The organism is Streptomyces rubrogriseus, from assembly GCF_027947575.1.
GTDB classification, from domain to species: domain Bacteria; phylum Actinomycetota; class Actinomycetes; order Streptomycetales; family Streptomycetaceae; genus Streptomyces; species Streptomyces rubrogriseus.
Window position 1 is genome coordinate 8248814 of sequence record NZ_CP116256.1, and the last position, 17199, is coordinate 8266012.

Consider the following 17199-nt stretch of genomic DNA (forward strand, 5'->3'; position numbering starts at 1 on the left):
GCCCCCGTGGTCGTGCGTATGACGAACGCCTTTGCCATGTGCGCGATCGGTCCCAGCACATCACATTTCGCACGCGGGCTGTCACTGTTCGTCGCGAACTGGCCGAAAGTGGAATGGGAGGGTCCGATTCGTTGGAGGCCCGGGGGATCAGACCAGACGCACCGGCTTCTCGGGACGTATGCCGAGGTCGGTCATCCAGGCGCGCAACGGGCCCGGGTCGCCGGTCTCGACGAGGCTGAGCACGCTGGGCGCCAGGTCCGCGGAGCGGGCGCCGTCGAACAGGAGCGAGGGCCCGTCGAGCCAGTCGAGACCGGGGGCCGCCCCGGCGGTGTCCATCGCCGCGCAGCACACCATCGCGGTGATGTGCGCGGTGAGGATCTCGCGCCCGGTGCGCGGGGGCTGAAGCGGGAGGAGGGGGAGCGCGCGGTCGTCCCAGAGGGCCGCGTCGGGACCGGTCCCGGCTCCCGGTTGCGGGGTCGGCGAGGTGGCACCGGCCGCGGCGGGCCGCGCCTGGGCCTCCTCGCGGGCCAGCTGCGCGCTGAGCCCGGCGGCCAGGGCGGCGCCACGGGCGGTGGTGCCGGCGAGATCGTCCTCGTCGTCCACGTCGTCGGCGGCGTGGACGGCGTGGACGGCGTCGTCGGCGTGGAGGGCGTGGACGGCGTGGACGGCGTCGTCGGCGTGCGGCACGTGCGGGGCCTCGTCGTCGGTGTATGGCACGTGCGGGGCCTCGTCGTCGGCGTGCGGCACGTGCGGGGCCTCGTCGTCGGCGTGCGGCACGGGTGGGTGCGGGGTGCCGTCCCCGGCCGGTGCCTCCGTCCCTGCCTCGGGGGCCGCTGCGGTCTCGGTGTCGGCGCCGGTGACAGGGGGGACGGTGACCGCGTTGTCCGGGGTCGTGAGGTGGTCCAGGACGCGGGCCAGGGTCGGGCCGTCCGTGCCCGGTGCGACGCCCCCGGCGGCGCGGCGGACGCCCAGGGTGTCCAGCACGCGGTGCAGGCGGGCCGCGTCCGTGCGCCAGGTGCGGTCGACGACCTCCTCGGGATACTCGTCCCACCCCACCGGCGACCAGTCCGGGCCGGTCTCGGCGGGCCCGCCGTGGAACAGACGCGCGGCGAGGAGCGAGACCGCCTCGTCCATCACCCCGGGCTCCTCCAGCAGGTCACAGGCGGGGCGCTCGCCCAGCCGGGAGGCGAAGCCCTCGGCCAGGCGGTCCCGGCGCGACAGCTCCGTGAGGGCGGCGACGACACCGACGTCCAGCCGGGAGGGCCAGCGGCCCATCCGCCAGGCCGGCAGCGCCACCCGGGTCAGCAGCCGGTCCCAGCCCGCGTACGCGAGCCCGACCTGCTCCTGCGCGACGATCCGCAGACCGTAGTCCACAGCCTGTGCACGCTCGGCGGCCGCGGCCGCGACCCCGCGCTCCATCTCGGTCGCGTGACCCCGGCAACTGCGCAGCAGCAGCCGGGACGCCCAGCCGAGGCCCGCGCACGCCACGCGGGACAGCGGATCCCGTCGGCCCGCCGAGGCCACCGCCACCGCGGCGTCCAGGCCCCGTATGAAACGCCGGGCCGCGGCTATGTCGGGGTGGGCCGAGGGCCCCGTACCGGCGACGACCGGGGCGAGGACGGCGCGCAGCTCGCCCACCCGCATCCACCACAGGAACGGTGAGCCGATGACCAGGACGGGCGCGGCGGCCGCGCTCCGCCGGTGGGCGGGGCCGCTCAGGCCGGCCGGGTCGTCGTCGTGCTTCACCGCCGGGGGCGGGCCGTGGGCCGGGTGGGTCCGGTCCTCCAGCCAGCTGTCGCAGTCCGGGGTGAGCGCTATCGCGGAGGGGGCGGGGACGTCGAGGCGGTCGGCCAGGTCGCGCACCATCCGGTAGAGGTCGGGCGCCGACTCCTCGGCGACCGTGACCGTGGGGGTCACGGCGGGCCGGGAGCGGGCCACGACCAGGGCGACTCCGGCGGCGGCCAGCAGCACGAGCAGCGCGAGGACGGACACGACCCAGCGCAGGACGTCCCAGGCGGCGCCCGCCAGATGCCCGGTGGAGCCGCCGACGAGGAGGATCACGGCGACGGCGGCGGGCAGCAGGGCCACGGCCAGCGCGCGGCTGCGGACCCGCAGCACCGCCAGTGCCCGGGCACGCGCGGCCTGAGCGCCCATCTCCACACCACCGATACCGGTCACGGCCGGACCTCACCCCCTCATCGCTGTCCTGTCTGTCCTGGACCGTCCTGCTGCTCTTGCGTGCTTCCGCTCTTGCTCACTCCACCCACTGTGGCACCCAGCACTGACATCGCAATGCCGGTGGGCCAAGTGCCGGAACGCTTGCGCGGCACCATAGTTGGGGCCCCCGCCCCCGTCAGCCGTATGGCCCATCGGTCACCCGATGGAATGGCTTTGGGGAAAGGTGAAGACGGACAGCAAAGGTCAGGCCCCGACTCCTGAGACGGAGCCGGGGCCTGCCGGGTTCGGTGACGGGGCGACTGCGGGGCTACGCGCCCGCCGCCTTCGCCGCGATGTCGGTGCGGTGCTGCGAGCCGTCGAGGCCGATACGGGCGACGGCCCGGTAGGCACGGTCGCGGGCCTCGGTGAGGTCGGCGCCGGTGGCCGTGACGGACAGGACGCGGCCCCCGGCGCTGACGACGGCGTCGCCCTCGGCGCGGGTGCCGGCGTGCAGCACGTAGGCGTGCGGGGCGTCCTCGGCGGCCACCGCGTCGAGGCCGGTGATCGGGTCGCCGGTGCGCGGGGTGCCGGGGTAGTTGTGCGAGGCGACGACCACGGTGACGGCCGCCTCGTCGCTCCAGCGCAGCGGCTCGAGATCGGCGAGGTTGCCGGTGGCGGCGGCCATCAGCAGACCGGCGAGCGGGGTCTTCAGCCGGGCCAGCACGACCTGGGTCTCGGGGTCGCCGAAACGGGCGTTGAACTCGATCACGCGCACACCGCGCGAGGTGATCGCGAGCCCGGCGTAGAGAAGTCCGGAGAACGGGGTGCCGCGGCGGCGCATCTCGTCGACCGTCGGCTGGAGCACGCTCTGTACGACCTCGTCGACCAGCTTCGGGTCGGCCCAGGGCAGCGGAGAGTAGGCGCCCATGCCACCGGTGTTCGGGCCCTCGTCGCCGTCGAGGGCGCGCTTGAAGTCCTGGGCGGGCTGGAGCGGGCGGACGTTCTCGCCGTCGGTGACGGCGAACAGGGAGACCTCGGGGCCGTCCAGGAACTCCTCGACGACGACGCGGTCGCAGGCGTTCGCGTGCGCGCGGGCCGCCTCGACGTCGTCGGTGACGACGACGCCCTTGCCCGCGGCCAGCCCGTCGTCCTTGACGACGTAGGGCGCGCCGAAGGCGGCGAGGGCCGCGTCGACCTCGGCGGGGTCGGTACAGACGTAGGAGCGGGCCGTGGGCACGCCCGCGCCGGCCATCACGTCCTTGGCGAAGGCCTTGGAGCCCTCCAGCCGGGCCGCCTCCCCCGAGGGGCCGAAGACCGGGATGCCGGCCTCGCGGACGGCGTCGGCGACCCCGGCGACCAGGGGCGCCTCGGGTCCGACGACGACCAGCTCGGCGCCGAGCCGGGTGGCCAGCGCGGTGACGGCCGCGCCGTCGAGGGCGTCGACCTGGTGCAGTTCGGCGACCTCGGCGATACCGGCGTTGCCGGGTGCGCAGTGCAGCGCGGTGACGTCGGGGTCGAGGGACAGGGAACGGCACAGGGCGTGTTCGCGGGCGCCGCCGCCGATGACAAGGACCTTCACGGGGTGAAGCCTAATGGGAGCGGGCCGGTGCGGTTTGTGCGGGCTTCCGAAGGGACGGGAGGCGGAGACTCGTACCTTCCTCCAGGCCCGGCGGCAGACCGACGGCGGCTACTCGTTCGTGATCTCCTCGACCACCGTGGCGCCCAGCTCGCGGACCAGCAGCTCCTTGCCGGAAAGAGCCGACTCGTCGAGGTCCGGGTCGTCGTCCTCGGGGATGTCGTCTTCGGGGGAGACCGGGGGCGGCTCGGGTGCCGAGGGCCGGGGAGCGGGCGCCGGGGCCGACGCGGGGGCCTGCGGTGGCGCGGCGGGCGTGGACGCGGACGCCGAGGGCCGCTGGGCGGGCGCGCCCCCGCCGAAGCCGCCACCGCCACCGCCACCGAAGCCGCCACCGCCCCCGGATCCGCCGCCGAAGCCACCGCCTCCGGATCCGCCGAGGCCGCCGGAGGAGCCGGAAGGGCCGGAAGGACCACCGGCGGGCGGGGGCGCCGCTCCGCCGCCGGACGGGTCGACCACCGCGTCGATCTTCCACTGCACGTTGAACTGCTCGGCCAGGGCCTGCCGCAGCACGTCCTCGCTGCCGCTGCTCACGAAGTTGTCTCGGGCGCCGGCGTTGACGAAGCCGAGCTGGAGGGAGGTGCCGTCGAAGCCGGTCACCTGGGCGTTCTGGCTGAGCAGGATCCAGGTGAAGCGGCGGCGGTTCTTGACCGCTTCCAGGATGTTGGGCCAGAGCGAACGGGGGTCGACCCCGGAAGCACCCGGCGGCGGCGAGACGGACGCGGGGGCGGGGGCGGCCGCCGCTGGAGCCGGCGCCTGGGCCGGAGTCGCTGCGGGGCCGGAGGCGGGGGCAGCCGGGGTCCGGGGCTGTCCACCGCCCGTCGGTGCCGCCGTGGGCCATCCACCGGGGCGGCGCCCGCCACCCGCGGGGGCCGCGCTCGGCCAGGCACCGGGCGCGGGCGCCGGAGCGGGAGCGGCAGCAGGTGAGGGAGCGGGCGCAGGTGCGGGAGTCGCAGGCGAAGGTGGCGCAGGCGCAGGAGCGACGTCGGCGGAAGAGGGCGCGGCCTGCGCATGTCCGCCACCGGTGGGAGCCCCACTCGCGTCGGAGGCGGGGCCGGCACCGGTACCAGCACCGGCACCGGCAGCCGTGTCGGCGGAAGGGCCGCCGCCCGGTGCGCCCGCCGGGGTCCCGGCGCCCTGCCCCCGTACCGCCGCACGGGCCGCGGCGGGCCCGCCGCCCGGCGGCACCTGAGCCGCGACGGGCGCCCCGGCCCCCGCACCGGCGTGCGCCTCGGGCCCAGGCGCGTACCCCATCGCGGGAGCGCCCGCACCGGCCGAGAACTGCACCCCGCGCTCGATCCGGTCCAGCCGGGCCATCACCGACCGCTCGTCGCCGTACGCGGCGGGCAGCATCACGCGCGCGCAGATCAGCTCCAGCTGGAGGCGCGGCGAGTGGGCGCCGCGCATCTCGGTGAGCCCCTCGTTGACGATGTCGGCCGCGCGGCTCAGCTCGGCGGCGCCGAAGGACCGGGCCTGCTCCTGCATCCGCTCGACGACGTCGGCGGGGGCGTCGATGAGCCCCTTCTCCGCGGCGTCGGGCACGGCGGCGAGGATCACCAGGTCACGCAGGCGCTCCAGCAGGTCGGTGACGAAACGCCGCGGGTCGTTGCCCCCTTCGATCACCCGGTCCACCACCCCGAAGGCGGCGGAGCCGTCCCCGGAGACGAAGGACTCGACGACGGAGTCGAGCAGCGAACCGTCCGTGTAGCCGAGCAGGGCGGTGGTCATGTCGTACGTCACACCGTCGGCGCCGGCGCCCGCGAGCAGCTGGTCCATGACGGACATGGAGTCACGCACGGACCCCGCCCCGGCCCGCACGACGAGCGGGAGCACGCCCTCCTCGACCGCGATCCCCTCCCGACCGCACACCTCGGCGAGGTAGTCGCGCAGGGTGCCGGGCGGCACGAGCCGGAACGGGTAGTGGTGGGTCCGCGACCGGATGGTCCCGATGACCTTCTCGGGCTCGGTGGTCGCGAAGATGAACTTCAGGTGCTCCGGGGGCTCCTCGACGACCTTCAGCAGGGCGTTGAAGCCCTGCGGCGAGACCATGTGGGCCTCGTCGATGATGTAGATCTTGTACCGGCTGGAGGCGGGCCCGAAGAAGGCCTTCTCGCGCAGGTCACGGGCGTCGTCCACACCGCCGTGCGAGGCGGCGTCGATCTCGATGACGTCGATCGAACCCGGTCCGTTGCGCGCGAGGTCGCGGCAGGACTGGCACTCGCCGCACGGGGTCGGCGTGGGGCCCTGCTCGCAGTTCAGACAGCGGGCCAGGATCCGGGCGCTGGTCGTCTTGCCGCAGCCGCGCGGACCGCTGAACAGGTACGCGTGATTGACCCGGTTGTTCCGCAGCGCCTGCTGCAGCGGGTCGGTGACATGCCCCTGCCCGATGACCTCGGCGAAGGACTCCGGGCGGTAACGGCGGTAGAGCGCGAGAGACGACACGCATACGAGGTTATAGGCGCCCACCGACAACCGGACCGCCCGCAAAGGAGACGCCCCCCACGCACCCGCCAGAGCCGACCTACCCTTGCTGCCTTCCGGCCCTGGGGGAGTTCAGTCAGATAGCGCCGCGTGAGGGGCTGGGCCACACGTTACCCGATGTGGGGGCCTCAGAACGAGTTCGCAAGCACTCCCCGGCGTCATGTAATGTTCTCGGCGGAGGATTCGCCTAGAGGCCTAGGGCGCACGCTTGGAAAGCGTGTTGGGGGCAACCCCTCACGAGTTCGAATCTCGTATCCTCCGCCAGTGCCTCACCGGGCACGATGTCGAAGGGCCCCCTGGAAACAGGGGGCCCTTCGACGTGTTCGGTGGCGTACGAGGTACGCAGGCCGAGGCGCGCGTCTTCAGTCCGGTCGGTTCGCCTCGGGTTGTTCCGCCAGTGTCTTGATCCGGAGCAGGCGGGTCTCCCAGGAGCGGCCGATGCGGTCGAGCTCGCGGGCCAGTGCGCCGAGGCGGGCGCCGACGGCGACGTGGACCACCTCGCGTCCCCGCCGCTCGGACTCGACCAGGCCGACCTCGCGCAGCACCTCCAGGTGCTTGACGATCGCCTGCCGGCTCACCGGCAGGGCCCTGGCCAGCTCGGACGCCGACACCGGGGCCTCGCCGAGCCGGGCGAGTATCTCCCAGCGCGTCGGGTCGCCGAGCGCCGCGCACACCGCGGGCAGGGCGGGGGCGGTCACCGGTGCCCCGTGGCGGGCGTGGTGGGCGTGGTGGGCGTGGCCTGCTCCGCGTACGCCTTCGCCGCGGCCAGTTCGGTGAGCCAGCCCTTGTCGTTGCCCTCGCGCTGCTCGAGCCAGGTCGCCGGGTCGTCGGCGAGGCCGGAGAAGCCGCTCTCCACCACCCGCAGGGTCACCCCGCCGCCGTCCCGCTCGTCGATCCAGAACTCGACCAGGGTAGAAGGGGCCGACTCGTCGCGCGAGGGGGTGCCGATCCACCGGAACGCCGCGTAGCGCGGCCTGTCCAGCTCCACCGTCCGGAACCGGAACTCACCGAGGGACGGATGGCGCACCACCGCCGTGTCGCCCTCGTACCGCACGTCCTGGTCCGCCTCGACCACGCCGTCGTTGACGTACCAGCCGGGCCGGGCCACCAGCTCCCACACCCGGTCGGCCGGGGCGTCGATGTCGATCTGCCGGGCGATCCGGTCCAGCTCGGCCGTATCGGTAGCGGAATGTGCCGACTCGTTCATGACTGGTCCCCTTCTCCGTACTGCTGAGTGCCGCGTTGGGTTGTATTGCAATTAAACGGTTGCACATCGAGGGCCTATTAGCAACCTGGCGGTTGCACATCATGTCCCCGCGTTGCTCCATCGAGGGGGAGTCTCGCGCGGACAGGTCGCACTCTCACCCGGTTGAGCCGCCCGGGGGCCGCTTTGCGGGTAGGGAGCGGATTGGTCTGTTCCGTTTCCAGCGAAGGAGGGCCGGTGGCCGAACGCATTGTTCATCGACGCGGTTATCGAAAGGGCCTCGGCGGTGAGATGTGCGCCGAGTTCCTGGGGACGTTCGTCCTGATCCTGTTCGGCATCGGGTCGGTGGCCGTCGCGGTCGCCGGGCTGCCCGGCTCGGGCCGGCAGACCGCGGACTTCGGACCCGCCAACTGGCTCATCATCTCGTGGGGGTGGGGCCTTGCCGTCGTCTTCGGCGTGTACGTCGCCGGGGGCATCAGCGGGGCCCACCTCAACCCCGCGGTGACCCTCGGGTTCGCGGTGCGGCGGGACTTCCCGTGGCGGAAGGTGCTGCCCTACTGGCTCGCCCAGGTCGTGGGCGCGTTCGTCGCCGCCGCGCTCGTGTACGCCTGCTACCGGTGGGCGATCGACGCGGCCATCGCCAAGGCGGGCGAGACACGGGAGACGTCCCTGAACACGTACTCGATCTTCGCCACGTTCCCCGCGGAGTACTTCGGCGACTCCTGGTGGGGTCCCCTGCTCGACCAGATCGTGGGCACCGGGATCCTGCTCCTGCTGATCTGCGCGCTCATCGACACCCGCAACACGGCGCCGATGTCCAACCTGCACCCGTACCTCATCGGGCTGGTCGTCGTCGCGATCGGCCTCGCCTTCGGCACCAACGCCGGGTACGCGATCAATCCGGCCCGCGACTTCGGCCCGCGCCTGTTCACCTTCTTCGAGGGATGGGGCGACATCGCCCTGCCCGGCACCTTCCAGTGGTTCAGCGGCTACTGGTGGATCCCCATCGTCGGCCCGCTCATCGGCGGGGTCGTCGGGGTCCTGGTGTACGACCTGCTCGTCAGCCCGGTACTGAAGGCCAGGCTGGTCGAGCGCGAGGAGGGGCCGGCCACCGAGGAGCCCTCCTGACGGCGGCCGGGGCCCCGGTCTCCTAGCGGTCGGCGATGTCCTCGCGGAGTCCGTCGGAGAACTCCCACCACGACAGCGGAAGCCAGTCACCGTTGACGAAGGCGTCGACGGTGGCGCCGCGGCCGCGGACGGTCACCGTCGTGCCGGGCGGGTAGGTGGTGCCGGACAGGCCCGGCACGGGAACCAGCAGAGTTCCCAGTCGTTGCGCTGACACCCTCTGGCCTCCTTTCGCGGTGTGCGGCGGGCGTCTCGTACGCCCGAGATTCCCGAGATTACCGACTTGCCCCTTCTCATCGACCGGAGAACGATGAGAGATGGGTCACGGGAATCCGCGCGCGGACGGAGGTCACGACCATGAAGGCTGTTGTCTACAAAGGACCGTTCTCTGTAGCGGTCGAAGACGTCGAGAAGCCGGACATCCAGCATCCGAACGACGTGATCGTGCGCGTCACGTCGACCGCGATCTGCGGCTCCGACCTGCACATGTACGAGGGGCGCACCGCGGCCGAGCCCGGCATCGTCTTCGGTCACGAGAACATGGGGATCGTCGATCAGGTCGGGCAGGGCGTCACGGGGCTGAAGAAGGGCGACCGCGTGGTCATGCCCTTCAACGTCGCCTGCGGCTTCTGCACCAACTGCGCCGCGGGCTACACGGGTTACTGCACGACCGTCAATCCCGGCTTCGCGGGCGGTGCGTACGGCTATGTGTCCATGGGTCCCTGGCAGGGCGGCCAGGCCGAGTACCTGCGCGTCCCGTACGCCGACTTCAACTGCCTGAAGCTGCCCGAGGGCGACGCGCACGAGACCGACTTCATCCTGCTCGCCGACATCTTCCCGACCGGCTACCACGGCTGTGAACTCGCCGACGTGCGTCCCGGCGAGAGCGTCGCCGTGTACGGGGCCGGTCCGGTCGGGCTCATGGCGGCCTACTCGGCGCTGCTGCGCGGCGCGAAGAAGGTGTTCGTCGTCGACCGCGTCCCGGAGCGGCTGCGGAAGGCCGAGGAGATCGGAGCGGTGCCCGTCGACTTCTCCGCGGGCGACCCGGTCGAGCAGATCAAGGAGCAGACCGAGGGCGCCGGCACGGACAAGGGCGTGGACGCCGTCGGCTACCAGGCGACGGCGGGCGGGACGGGCAAGGAGGAACCGGCGACCGTCCTGAACTCGCTGGTCAACACGGTCCGGCCGACCGGGGCCCTGGGCGTTCCCGGGCTCTACGTCCCGGCCGACCCGGGCGGTCCGGACGAGCAGGCCAAGCAGGGCATGCTCCTCGTCGCGATCGGCAAGCTCTTCGAGAAGGGCCTGCGGGTGGGGACGGGTCAGTGCAATGTGAAGCGCTACAACCGGCAGCTGCGCGACATGATCATCGAGGGCAGGGCGACGCCGAGCTTCGTCGTCTCCCACGAGCTGCCCCTGGACCAGGCTCCGTCCGGCTACGACAAGTTCGACAAGCGGATCGAGGGCTACACGAAGGTGGTCCTGCACCCGTAGTGCCCCTCAGGACACGATCCGTATCCGGCGCTGCTCGCTCACCTGGTCCACCTCGGACACCCTTACGGTCGCCTTCATCGTCCAGACGCCGGGCAGGGGCAGCGTGAGGGTGTTCGCGCTCCAGTAGCCGCCCCGGTCGACCAGGTCCGCCTCGATGGGGCCGACGTCCTTGTCGGGGAGGGTGAAGGAGAGGCGCAGCTCGGGTACGGCGGCCAGGCTGCCGTCGGGGCCGAAGACGACGACCTGGACGGAGTTGTCGCCGGTGCGGCCGGGGTCCAGGGTGATCTGGACCGTGCCGCGGGCGGCCGTGCCGATCTCGAACGGGATCGTGGTGACGGACGCGGGCAGTACACCGCCCGCCGGTACGGCCGTCCGCGCCGCCTCCTCCGCCGCACGGCCGGGGAGGGTGGCGGTCAGCACGGTCGTCACCGCCAGGACGACCGCGGCCACGGCTGCCTCGGCGAGGACGGAGCGGCGCAGGCCGCGGCGGAGGGCGGCCTGGGCGGCGGTGTCTGCGGCGGCCGTGGTGTCTGCGGCGTCCGGGGCCGTGGTGGCCTTGGCCGTGGTGGCCGTGGCCGTGGTGGCCGTCGCCGTGGTGGCCGTCGCCGTGGTGGGTGGTTCCGGCTCCGGCTGTGACTCCGGCTCCGGAGGGCCGCCCGCCGGTTGGGGGATCCGCTCGCGAAGAGTCGTCCGGCCGGGCTCGCGCACGGCGAGCGCCGCCGTCGCCAGGGCCGTCGTCCATCTCCGGGACACCGCCGCCCCGGCCAGCAGTACGGCCACCAGGAGCACCTTGACCAGCAGCAGCCGGCCGTACGTCGTGCCGGTGAGCGCCTGCCAGGAGCCGAGGCCGCGCCAGGACTGGTAGACGCCGGTGGTCACCAGGACGGTGACGGCGGCGAAGGCGACACGGGAGAAGCGGGCCACGGTGGCGGCGTCGGCGGTCGCGCGCAGGGTGAGGATCAGGGCGGTGAGGCCGCCCAGCCAGACCGCGGTGGCGAGCAGGTGCAGGGTGGAGGACGTGATCGCGAGGGGCACCTGGACACCGGCGGAGGCGTGTTCCGCGGCGGCCCACGTCAGGGCGAGGCCGACGGCCAGGGCGGTGCCCACCGCGCCGGCGAGCGGGGTGCGCTCCCCCAGCCGGTCCGCGCGGGACGCCCGGACGAGGAAGAGCGCGACCGGGGCCAGCAGCGCCAGCCTGATCAGCAGCAGCACGCCGGGGCGCGCGGTGAGGGTGTCGGCGAGCGCCTCGGCGTCCAGGGCCGACGACGGCCCCGTACCCGCCTCGTACGGGGCGCGCAGCACCAGCAGGGCGACGGTGGCCGCCAGCAGGGCCCACCAGCCCGCCACCAGCGGGCGGCGCAACGGGGCCGGGTCCGGCGGGCGGCACAGGGCGGCGAAGGCGGCGGTGCCGATGAGCAGGGCGGCGGCGAGGTAGGCGAGGTAGCGGGCGAGTTTGTGGAGGGTCGCGGTCAGCGGGTTTTCGGTGGGGCCCGTGTCGACGGGGGCGGACGTCTGCGACGGCTTGCCCACGGAGAAGGTGAACGCGCCCGACACCGGGTGGCTGTCGGCGGACACCACCCGCCAGGCCACGGTGTACGTGCCCTCCCCCAGGCCGTCCGGCAGCGCGACCCCGGCCGTGTCGGACCGGCCGTCCGCGTGCCCGGCCGCCCCGGTGCGGACGCGGTGGCCGCCCGGGTCCAGGACGCGGAAGGAGTCGTCGCGCAGGCCGACGGACTCGCTGAAGGTCAGGGTGACGTGGCCGGGGGCCCGCTGGAGGACCGCTCCGTCGGCGGGGGCGGTGGAGCCGAGGGCGGCGTGGGCGGCCGCCGGCCCGGCACCACCGAGGAGGAGCAGGACCAGCATGGCGCCCAGCAGCACCAGCCGCCGGAGTCCCCGGCCGCCCCGGAGGTCGAGCCAACGGTCCCGGCCCGGCCGGGAGAAACCCCGGGAAGGGTTCCCGTCACCTCGGTCGTTGTGGTCCCACCGCTGTGTCCGGTCGCGTCCTCCCCCTCTCCCCCGGCGTCCAGCGTGCGCATCGTCACCACACCTCACGTCGCATCTCCGTCGTCGGGACCCACTGCCTCGGGGATACGTACGGACGCGGCGGCCGTCCCGCTCACCGGGCTGCCCGGCGGCTCCTCACCACGACGGGCGGGCCGTCACCCCGCCGTCCACCACGAGGTCGTGGCCCGTCACCCAGGACGCCAGCCGCGAGGCCAGGAACACGCACGCGTCCCCCACGTCCTCCGGGCGCCCGAGCCGTCCCGTCGGTGCCGCCCGCCGCCACCGCCGTACGCCCTCCGGCCAGGCCTCGGCGAGTCCCTCGCGGTCGACGAGGCCGGGGGAGACGGAGTTCACCCGCACGCCCCACGGGCCGTACTCCAGCGCCGCCGACCGGGCGTGCATCACCACCGCCGCCTTCGAGGCGCTGTAGTGCGCGTGCGCGGGAGCGGGGGCGCCCGCCTCGATGGAGGCGATGTGGGTGACCGTGCCGCCGCCGTCCTGGGCGCGCATGACGGCGGCCGCGGCCTGCGTGCACGCGAAGACGCCGGTCAGGTTGGTGTCCACCACCTCCCGCCACTCGGTCGCCGTCATGCCGGGCAGTTCCCGCAGCGGCTGCACGCCCGCGTTGTTGACCAGCGCGTCGAGCCGGCCGCCGCCCCACTCGGCGGCCTCCCCGACCAGGCGCCGGCAGGCGTCCTCCTCGGTGAGGTCGGCGCGCAGGACCGTGGCGCGCCCGCCCCGGCCGCGGATGCGTTCCGCCACCTCCCGCGCCGACTCCACCGCCGTACGGCAGTGCACCGCCACCGCAGCGCCCTCCTCGGCGAAGCGCAGTGCGATCCCCCGGCCGATGCCGCCGCCCGCGCCGGTGACCAGGGCGATCCGTCCCTCAAGGAGGCGGGTGGAGGCGGGGGAAGGGGTCGAAGAGGTCATGGGCGGCACAGTGACACGATCCGGGCCGCCTCGGCCGGGTAGCGCGCCGTGAGTTCGGCGGCGTCGCCGTGCTCGTAGTCCCCGTAGGTGAAGCCGGGCGCCATCGTGCAGCCGAAGAGCGACCACGCGCCGCCCGCGCCCACCCGGCCGCCCATCCACGTACCGGCGGGCACCGTGTACTGCACGTGCTGCCCGCCCAGGACGTCCGGTCCCAGCACGGCCGTACGCGCGCTGCCGTCCGGGGCGAGGAGGAGCAGTTCGAGGGGATCGCCGAGGTAGAAGTGCCAGACCTCGTCGGCGGGCAGGCGGTGCAGGGCGGAGAAGTCGCCCGGCCGGGCGGTGAGCAGGGCGACGATGGCGGAACCCGCGGGGCGTCCGTCCGGGCGCCCGGGGCCCGCCCAGGTGCGCCGGAACAGTCCGCCCTCGCGCGGAATGGGCTCCAGTGCGTAGTGCGCGATCAGGTCTTCGGCGGTCGGTGTCGGCGCGGGAGTCACGCGCCGAACGCTACCTCCCGCCGCAGGAAGGCCAGTTGCGCCTTCTTCTCCGGCAGGTACACGTCCGGCAGGTCCACCTCGGGCAGGACCACCGCGGGACCGGCGGTGAAACCCTGCTTGAGGAAACGGGCGATCGCCTTCTCGTTGGCCACGTCCGGGTCGACCACGATCCGCGTCCGGTCCAGGCCCAGCAGCACGTACGCCATGAGGGCGCCCGACAGCGCGGCGGTCCAGCCGGGGCGCGCGCCCTCGGTTCCGGCGGGGGCGAGGAGCAGGTGGACGCCGATGTCGCCCGGCTCGGCGGCGTAGCACTCGCTCACCCGGTCGGCAGCGGGATCGTAGGTCTGGAGCAGGGCAGCCGGCTCGCCGTCCTTCACGACCAGGTAGGCGTGGTGGGTGTCGAGGGTGTCCATGTGCGCGTACACGGCGGCGACCTGGTCGCGCGTCAGGTCGTTCATGCCCCAGAAGGCGGCCCGTTCCTCGCCCACCCAGCCGTGGACCACCGCGGCGTCCGCGGCGGGGTCCAGGGGCAGGACGCGGACGGTGCCGAAGCCGTCGAGGTGCTGCTCGTGGACCGGGGTGCGGGCGGCGTACGGGGTCGCGGGTGCGTCAGTCATCGGATTCCTTCGTGAGCCGGTCGAAGTCGGTGACCACCGGGGCGAGTTCGCCGCCGAGCCACAGGGGCTGCTGGTCGTGGTGGTGGGGTGAGCCGGGGAGGCCCGAGGCGCCGTGCGGCACCACCCAGCGGCTGTTCGCGCGGTCGGCCAGGTCCCAGACGTACCGCGCGGCCGGGCCGCGTGCGGCGCGGTCGGTGAGGCCGGGCACCGGGGAGGTGCACAGGACGCAGTCGTGGTCGCCGGAGAGGCCGGGTTCGTCCCCGGGGGCGGTGGCGGCGTCCGGCAGCGCCCGCCAGGGGGCCAGGCGGTGGGTGTCGCCCCAGGTGCCGGACGGCGGCGACGCGGCGACCTCCTCCAGCGCGGCGCGGACGGTCGCGGCGCGGTCGATGCCGTACAGGTCCTCCGCGCGCAGCAGGTGCTCCAGGGCGTGGCCGAGGCGCGGCACGAGCGCGAGCCACGGCAGGAGCACCTCGGGGTACGCGGGCGGCACGGACGCGGGGGCGAGGACCGGGTGCGCCGCCAGTCTTCGTACGACCGCCGCGCGCACGGCCGCGTACGCCGCGGCGTCGGTGCTGTCGGCGTCCATGCGCCGGTCCCAGGCGAGGATGCGGTCGCGCAGGGCGGCGGCCTCGGGGGTGAGGGGAGTGAGGGGGGTCGGTGTGGCCTCGGGGGGCGCGAGGGGCGCGGCGGTCGGGGTGGCTTCGGGTGTCGGGGTGGCTTTGGGTGTCGGTGCGGCTTCGGGCGGCGGTGCGGCTTCGGAAGCCAGGGCGGCTTCGGGCGGCGGTGCGGCTTCGGAAGCCAGGGCGGGATCCGGAGGCACGGCCGCGAGGTGGGACAGGAGGGGGGCGGCCGAGCCCAGGTGGGTGTCCGTGTGGATCGCGGGCATGTCCGCCGCCGACCAGTGCTCCTTGTCCGCGAGCAGGGCCTTGATGCGGTCGGCGCGGTGCGGCGGGGCGAACTCGACGCCCAGGGGCGTGGCCGGGCCGCGCTGGTTGGCCATCACCGCGACGCCGTCGGTGAGGCCGGCGCGGGGCGGGGTGTGCCAGCCGGTCCACTCGTGGCCGGGCTCCCAGGCGGGGACCGGTCGCAGGCCGTTCGCGGCGGGGCGCACGGGGACGCGGCCCGCGACCCGGTGCAGCAGGCCGCCCTCCGTGTCGGCGGCCTGCACCACGTTGACCGGCTCGGCCCACGCGTCCAGGGCGCGGTCCACGTCGGCGACCCGGCGGGCCCGCAGCAGCGGCAGCAGGGCGCCGAAGCCGAGGTCGGCGGTGACGCGGGGCGGGTAGCGCAGGCTGAGGGCGGCCGGGGTGCCGTCGTCGAGGCCCTCGGGGCCGCCCGCGATCACCGGGCCGCGGTCGGTCTCGATGATCTCGACCTCCACCGTGTCCTCCCCGGCGACGTGGATCGTCTCCGTGTGGCGGGCGGCGCGGTGCCAGGTGCCGTCGGGGCCGAGCGCCTCGACTCCGGCGCCGGTGCGGCGCAGGCGTTCGCGGTAGAGGTCCTGGTAGTCGGCCATCGCGTTGGTGATGGCCCAGGCGACCGTGCCGGTGTGGCCGAAGTGCGCGACCCCGGGGACGCCGGGAACGGCGAGGCCGACGACGTCGAACTCCGGGCAGGACAGGTGGATCTGCTGGTAGACGCCGGGGTCCTCGATGAAGCGGTGCGGGTCGCCCGCGATCAGTGCGTGTCCGGTCGTGGTCCGCTCGCCGCTCACCAGCCAGCCGTTGCTGCCCGCGGTGCCGGGGCCGTCGGCGGCGAACAGGGCGACGGCCTCCGGGCCGAGGTGGGTGGAGATGTGCTCGCGCCAGAGCTTGGCGGGGAAGCCCGCGAAGAGGATGTGCGTGGCGAGCCAGACGCTGAGCGGGGTCCAGGGGTCCCAGCGGCCCGGAGCGAGGCCGGTGCGGGCGAACTCCGGGGCCGGGTTCGGGTGCCCGGTCCCGGTGAGCCCGTCGTTCACGCCGTCCGCGTACGCCCGCACCCAGGCCGCCGTCTCCGGGTCCTTCCGTTCCAGGGCGGCGAAGCAGCGGCGGGCGGTGTCCGCGAGGCGGGCGCGGCGGGCGAGCCGGTCCCAGGACAGGGCCTCGGGGCCGAGGAAGGACGCGGAGGTGCCCTGGGCGCGGTGCCGCTCGACCTCCAGTTGCCAGGCGCGGTCGCGGGCGGTGACCCGGCCCTGGGCACGGGCGAGTTCGTGCGGGGTGTCCGCGCGCAGGTGCGGGATCCCCCAGGCGTCGCGGTAGGTCTCGGCGCTCACCCCTGTGCCTCTACTTTCCTTTAGGTTAGGCTCACCTAAGTTTGTGCGTCGTGGCCGAATAGTACGTGAAAGGTGAAGGAAACATGGGGCAGGGGCGGGGCTGGGAGGGCGCGGTCCTCAAGCTGATGCGCGCGAAGGACTTCGAGTTCACCGTGACGGGCGTGGAGGACGTGACCCCGCACTACCGGCGGCTGCGGCTGAGCGACGGCGGCATGCTTGCGGTGACCGGGGTCCACCCCACCATGTGGGTGCGGCTGTGGTTCGACAACGCGGGCAGGCCGCACCAGCGGGGGTACACGTTGGTCGACCCGGATCCGGCGGCCGGGACCTTCGCCATGGAGTTCGCCCTGCACGAGGGGTGCGCCAGCGACTGGGCGCGGGCGGCGAAGCCGGGGGACACCGTCGAGGCGACGGTCCAGGGCACCGGGTTCGAGGTGCCGCAGCCCGCTCCCTCCCGTGTCTTCGCGGTCGCGGACCCGGCGTCCCTGCCCGCGCTCAACTCCCTGCTCGACGCGTTCGGGTCGGTGCCGGCGACCGTCTGGTTCGAGGGGGACCCGGACGACGGCCTGCCGTTTCGTACCGACTCCGGGCGGCACGAGGTGCGGGCGGTCGAGCGGCGGGACGCGGGGGCGCGGCTGGTGGCGCGGGTGAAGGAGGAGCTGCCGGAGCTGCTGTCGGCCTCGTCGGAGCCGTACGTCTGGATCGCCTGCGACACGGCGACGACGCGGGCGCTCTCGTCGTACGTCCGCAAGGAGCTGGGGGTGCCGAAGCAGCGGGTGAACGCGCTGGGGTACTGGCGCGCGACCTGAGCC

14 protein-coding genes, 1 tRNA gene and 1 other RNA gene are annotated in these 17199 nt (G+C 74.2%); 4 read left to right on the top strand and 12 right to left on the bottom strand.

Annotated elements, in window-relative coordinates; all coding sequences use genetic code 11:
• Positions 1-147: 147 nt before the first annotated feature.
• From Sru02f_RS37295 to ffs, 4 genes are all read right to left on the bottom strand, one after another.
• Entirely contained in the window at positions 148-2178 is a 2031-nt protein-coding gene (locus tag Sru02f_RS37295) for a hypothetical protein (protein ID WP_109029042.1), read from the bottom strand.
• A gap of 307 nt (positions 2179-2485) precedes the next feature.
• A complete protein-coding gene (gene purD, locus Sru02f_RS37300; RefSeq protein WP_109029043.1) occupies positions 2486-3736 on the bottom strand; it encodes a phosphoribosylamine--glycine ligase in 1251 nt (416 codons plus the stop codon).
• Between the two features lie 108 nt (positions 3737-3844).
• Positions 3845-6232, bottom strand: a complete 2388-nt coding sequence (locus tag Sru02f_RS37305; RefSeq protein WP_109029044.1) for a DNA polymerase III subunit gamma and tau — start codon at positions 6230-6232, stop codon at positions 3845-3847.
• Between the two features lie 46 nt (positions 6233-6278).
• Positions 6279-6373: signal recognition particle sRNA small type (gene ffs, locus Sru02f_RS37310), an RNA gene on the bottom strand.
• Positions 6374-6447: 74 nt separating this feature from the next.
• On the opposite strand from ffs, the gene Sru02f_RS37315 reads away from it, so the two are divergent.
• A tRNA-Ser gene (locus Sru02f_RS37315) sits at positions 6448-6535 on the top strand.
• Between the two features lie 98 nt (positions 6536-6633).
• Here the strand turns inward: Sru02f_RS37315 and Sru02f_RS37320 are convergent.
• Both Sru02f_RS37320 and Sru02f_RS37325 read right to left on the bottom strand, forming a co-directional pair.
• Entirely contained in the window at positions 6634-6969 is a 336-nt protein-coding gene (locus Sru02f_RS37320) for an ArsR/SmtB family transcription factor (protein ID WP_003974904.1), read from the bottom strand.
• Complete coding sequence (locus tag Sru02f_RS37325) at positions 6966-7478, bottom strand: SRPBCC family protein (protein WP_109029045.1); 513 nt, start codon at positions 7476-7478, stop codon at positions 6966-6968. Before Sru02f_RS37325 ends, Sru02f_RS37320 begins: the two co-directional genes overlap by 4 nt.
• Before the next feature lie 288 nt (positions 7479-7766).
• Here Sru02f_RS37325 and Sru02f_RS37330 point away from each other — a divergent pair, with 288 nt between their 5' ends.
• Positions 7767-8603: an MIP/aquaporin family protein gene (locus Sru02f_RS37330; RefSeq protein WP_174854989.1), complete on the top strand. Its 837-nt coding sequence runs from the start codon at positions 7767-7769 to the stop codon at positions 8601-8603.
• A 22-nt stretch (positions 8604-8625) separates the two neighbouring features.
• Here Sru02f_RS37330 and Sru02f_RS37335 read toward each other — a convergent pair whose 3' ends face one another.
• Positions 8626-8817, bottom strand: coding sequence for a hypothetical protein (locus tag Sru02f_RS37335; protein WP_030190387.1), 192 nt, complete (start codon positions 8815-8817; stop codon positions 8626-8628).
• 140 nt (positions 8818-8957) lie between these two features.
• Here Sru02f_RS37335 and Sru02f_RS37340 point away from each other — a divergent pair, with 140 nt between their 5' ends.
• Positions 8958-10091, top strand: coding sequence for a glutathione-independent formaldehyde dehydrogenase (locus Sru02f_RS37340; RefSeq protein ID WP_109029047.1), 1134 nt, complete (start codon positions 8958-8960; stop codon positions 10089-10091).
• A gap of 6 nt (positions 10092-10097) precedes the next feature.
• Here Sru02f_RS37340 and Sru02f_RS37345 read toward each other — a convergent pair whose 3' ends face one another.
• From Sru02f_RS37345 to Sru02f_RS37365, 5 genes are all read right to left on the bottom strand, one after another.
• A complete protein-coding gene (locus Sru02f_RS37345; RefSeq protein WP_109029048.1) occupies positions 10098-11969 on the bottom strand; it encodes a copper resistance CopC/CopD family protein in 1872 nt (623 codons plus the stop codon).
• A gap of 261 nt (positions 11970-12230) precedes the next feature.
• Positions 12231-13025 carry an SDR family NAD(P)-dependent oxidoreductase gene (locus tag Sru02f_RS37350; RefSeq protein WP_109029049.1) on the bottom strand — a complete coding sequence of 265 codons (795 nt, stop codon included), beginning with the start codon at positions 13023-13025 and terminating at the stop codon, positions 12231-12233.
• A complete protein-coding gene (locus Sru02f_RS37355; RefSeq protein ID WP_109029050.1) occupies positions 13022-13519 on the bottom strand; it encodes a cupin domain-containing protein in 498 nt (165 codons plus the stop codon). The genes Sru02f_RS37350 and Sru02f_RS37355 overlap by 4 nt, the downstream gene beginning before the upstream one ends.
• Positions 13516-14136 (bottom strand): GNAT family N-acetyltransferase, encoded by a 621-nt coding sequence (locus Sru02f_RS37360; RefSeq protein WP_109029051.1) that lies wholly within the window; start codon positions 14134-14136, stop codon positions 13516-13518. Before Sru02f_RS37360 ends, Sru02f_RS37355 begins: the two co-directional genes overlap by 4 nt.
• Complete coding sequence (locus Sru02f_RS37365; protein ID WP_109029052.1) at positions 14129-16387, bottom strand: penicillin acylase family protein; 2259 nt, start codon at positions 16385-16387, stop codon at positions 14129-14131. The genes Sru02f_RS37360 and Sru02f_RS37365 overlap by 8 nt, the downstream gene beginning before the upstream one ends.
• A gap of 83 nt (positions 16388-16470) precedes the next feature.
• Here Sru02f_RS37365 and Sru02f_RS37370 point away from each other — a divergent pair, with 83 nt between their 5' ends.
• Complete coding sequence (locus tag Sru02f_RS37370; protein WP_109029053.1) at positions 16471-17196, top strand: siderophore-interacting protein; 726 nt, start codon at positions 16471-16473, stop codon at positions 17194-17196.
• Positions 17197-17199 lie beyond the last annotated feature (3 nt).

Excerpts from the sequence above, each read along its gene's own strand:
- Sru02f_RS37325 (WP_109029045.1), bottom strand. The coding sequence starts at position 7,478 with ATGAACGAGTCGGCACATTCCGCTACCGATACGGCCGAGCTGGACCGG.
- Sru02f_RS37330 (WP_174854989.1), top strand. The coding sequence starts at position 7,767 with ATGTGCGCCGAGTTCCTGGGGACGTTCGTCCTGATCCTGTTCGGCATC.
- Sru02f_RS37340 (WP_109029047.1), top strand. The coding sequence starts at position 8,958 with ATGAAGGCTGTTGTCTACAAAGGACCGTTCTCTGTAGCGGTCGAAGAC.
- Sru02f_RS37350 (WP_109029049.1), bottom strand. The coding sequence starts at position 13,025 with ATGACCTCTTCGACCCCTTCCCCCGCCTCCACCCGCCTCCTTGAGGGA.
- Sru02f_RS37360 (WP_109029051.1), bottom strand. The coding sequence starts at position 14,136 with ATGACTGACGCACCCGCGACCCCGTACGCCGCCCGCACCCCGGTCCAC.
- Sru02f_RS37370 (WP_109029053.1), top strand. The coding sequence starts at position 16,471 with ATGGGGCAGGGGCGGGGCTGGGAGGGCGCGGTCCTCAAGCTGATGCGC.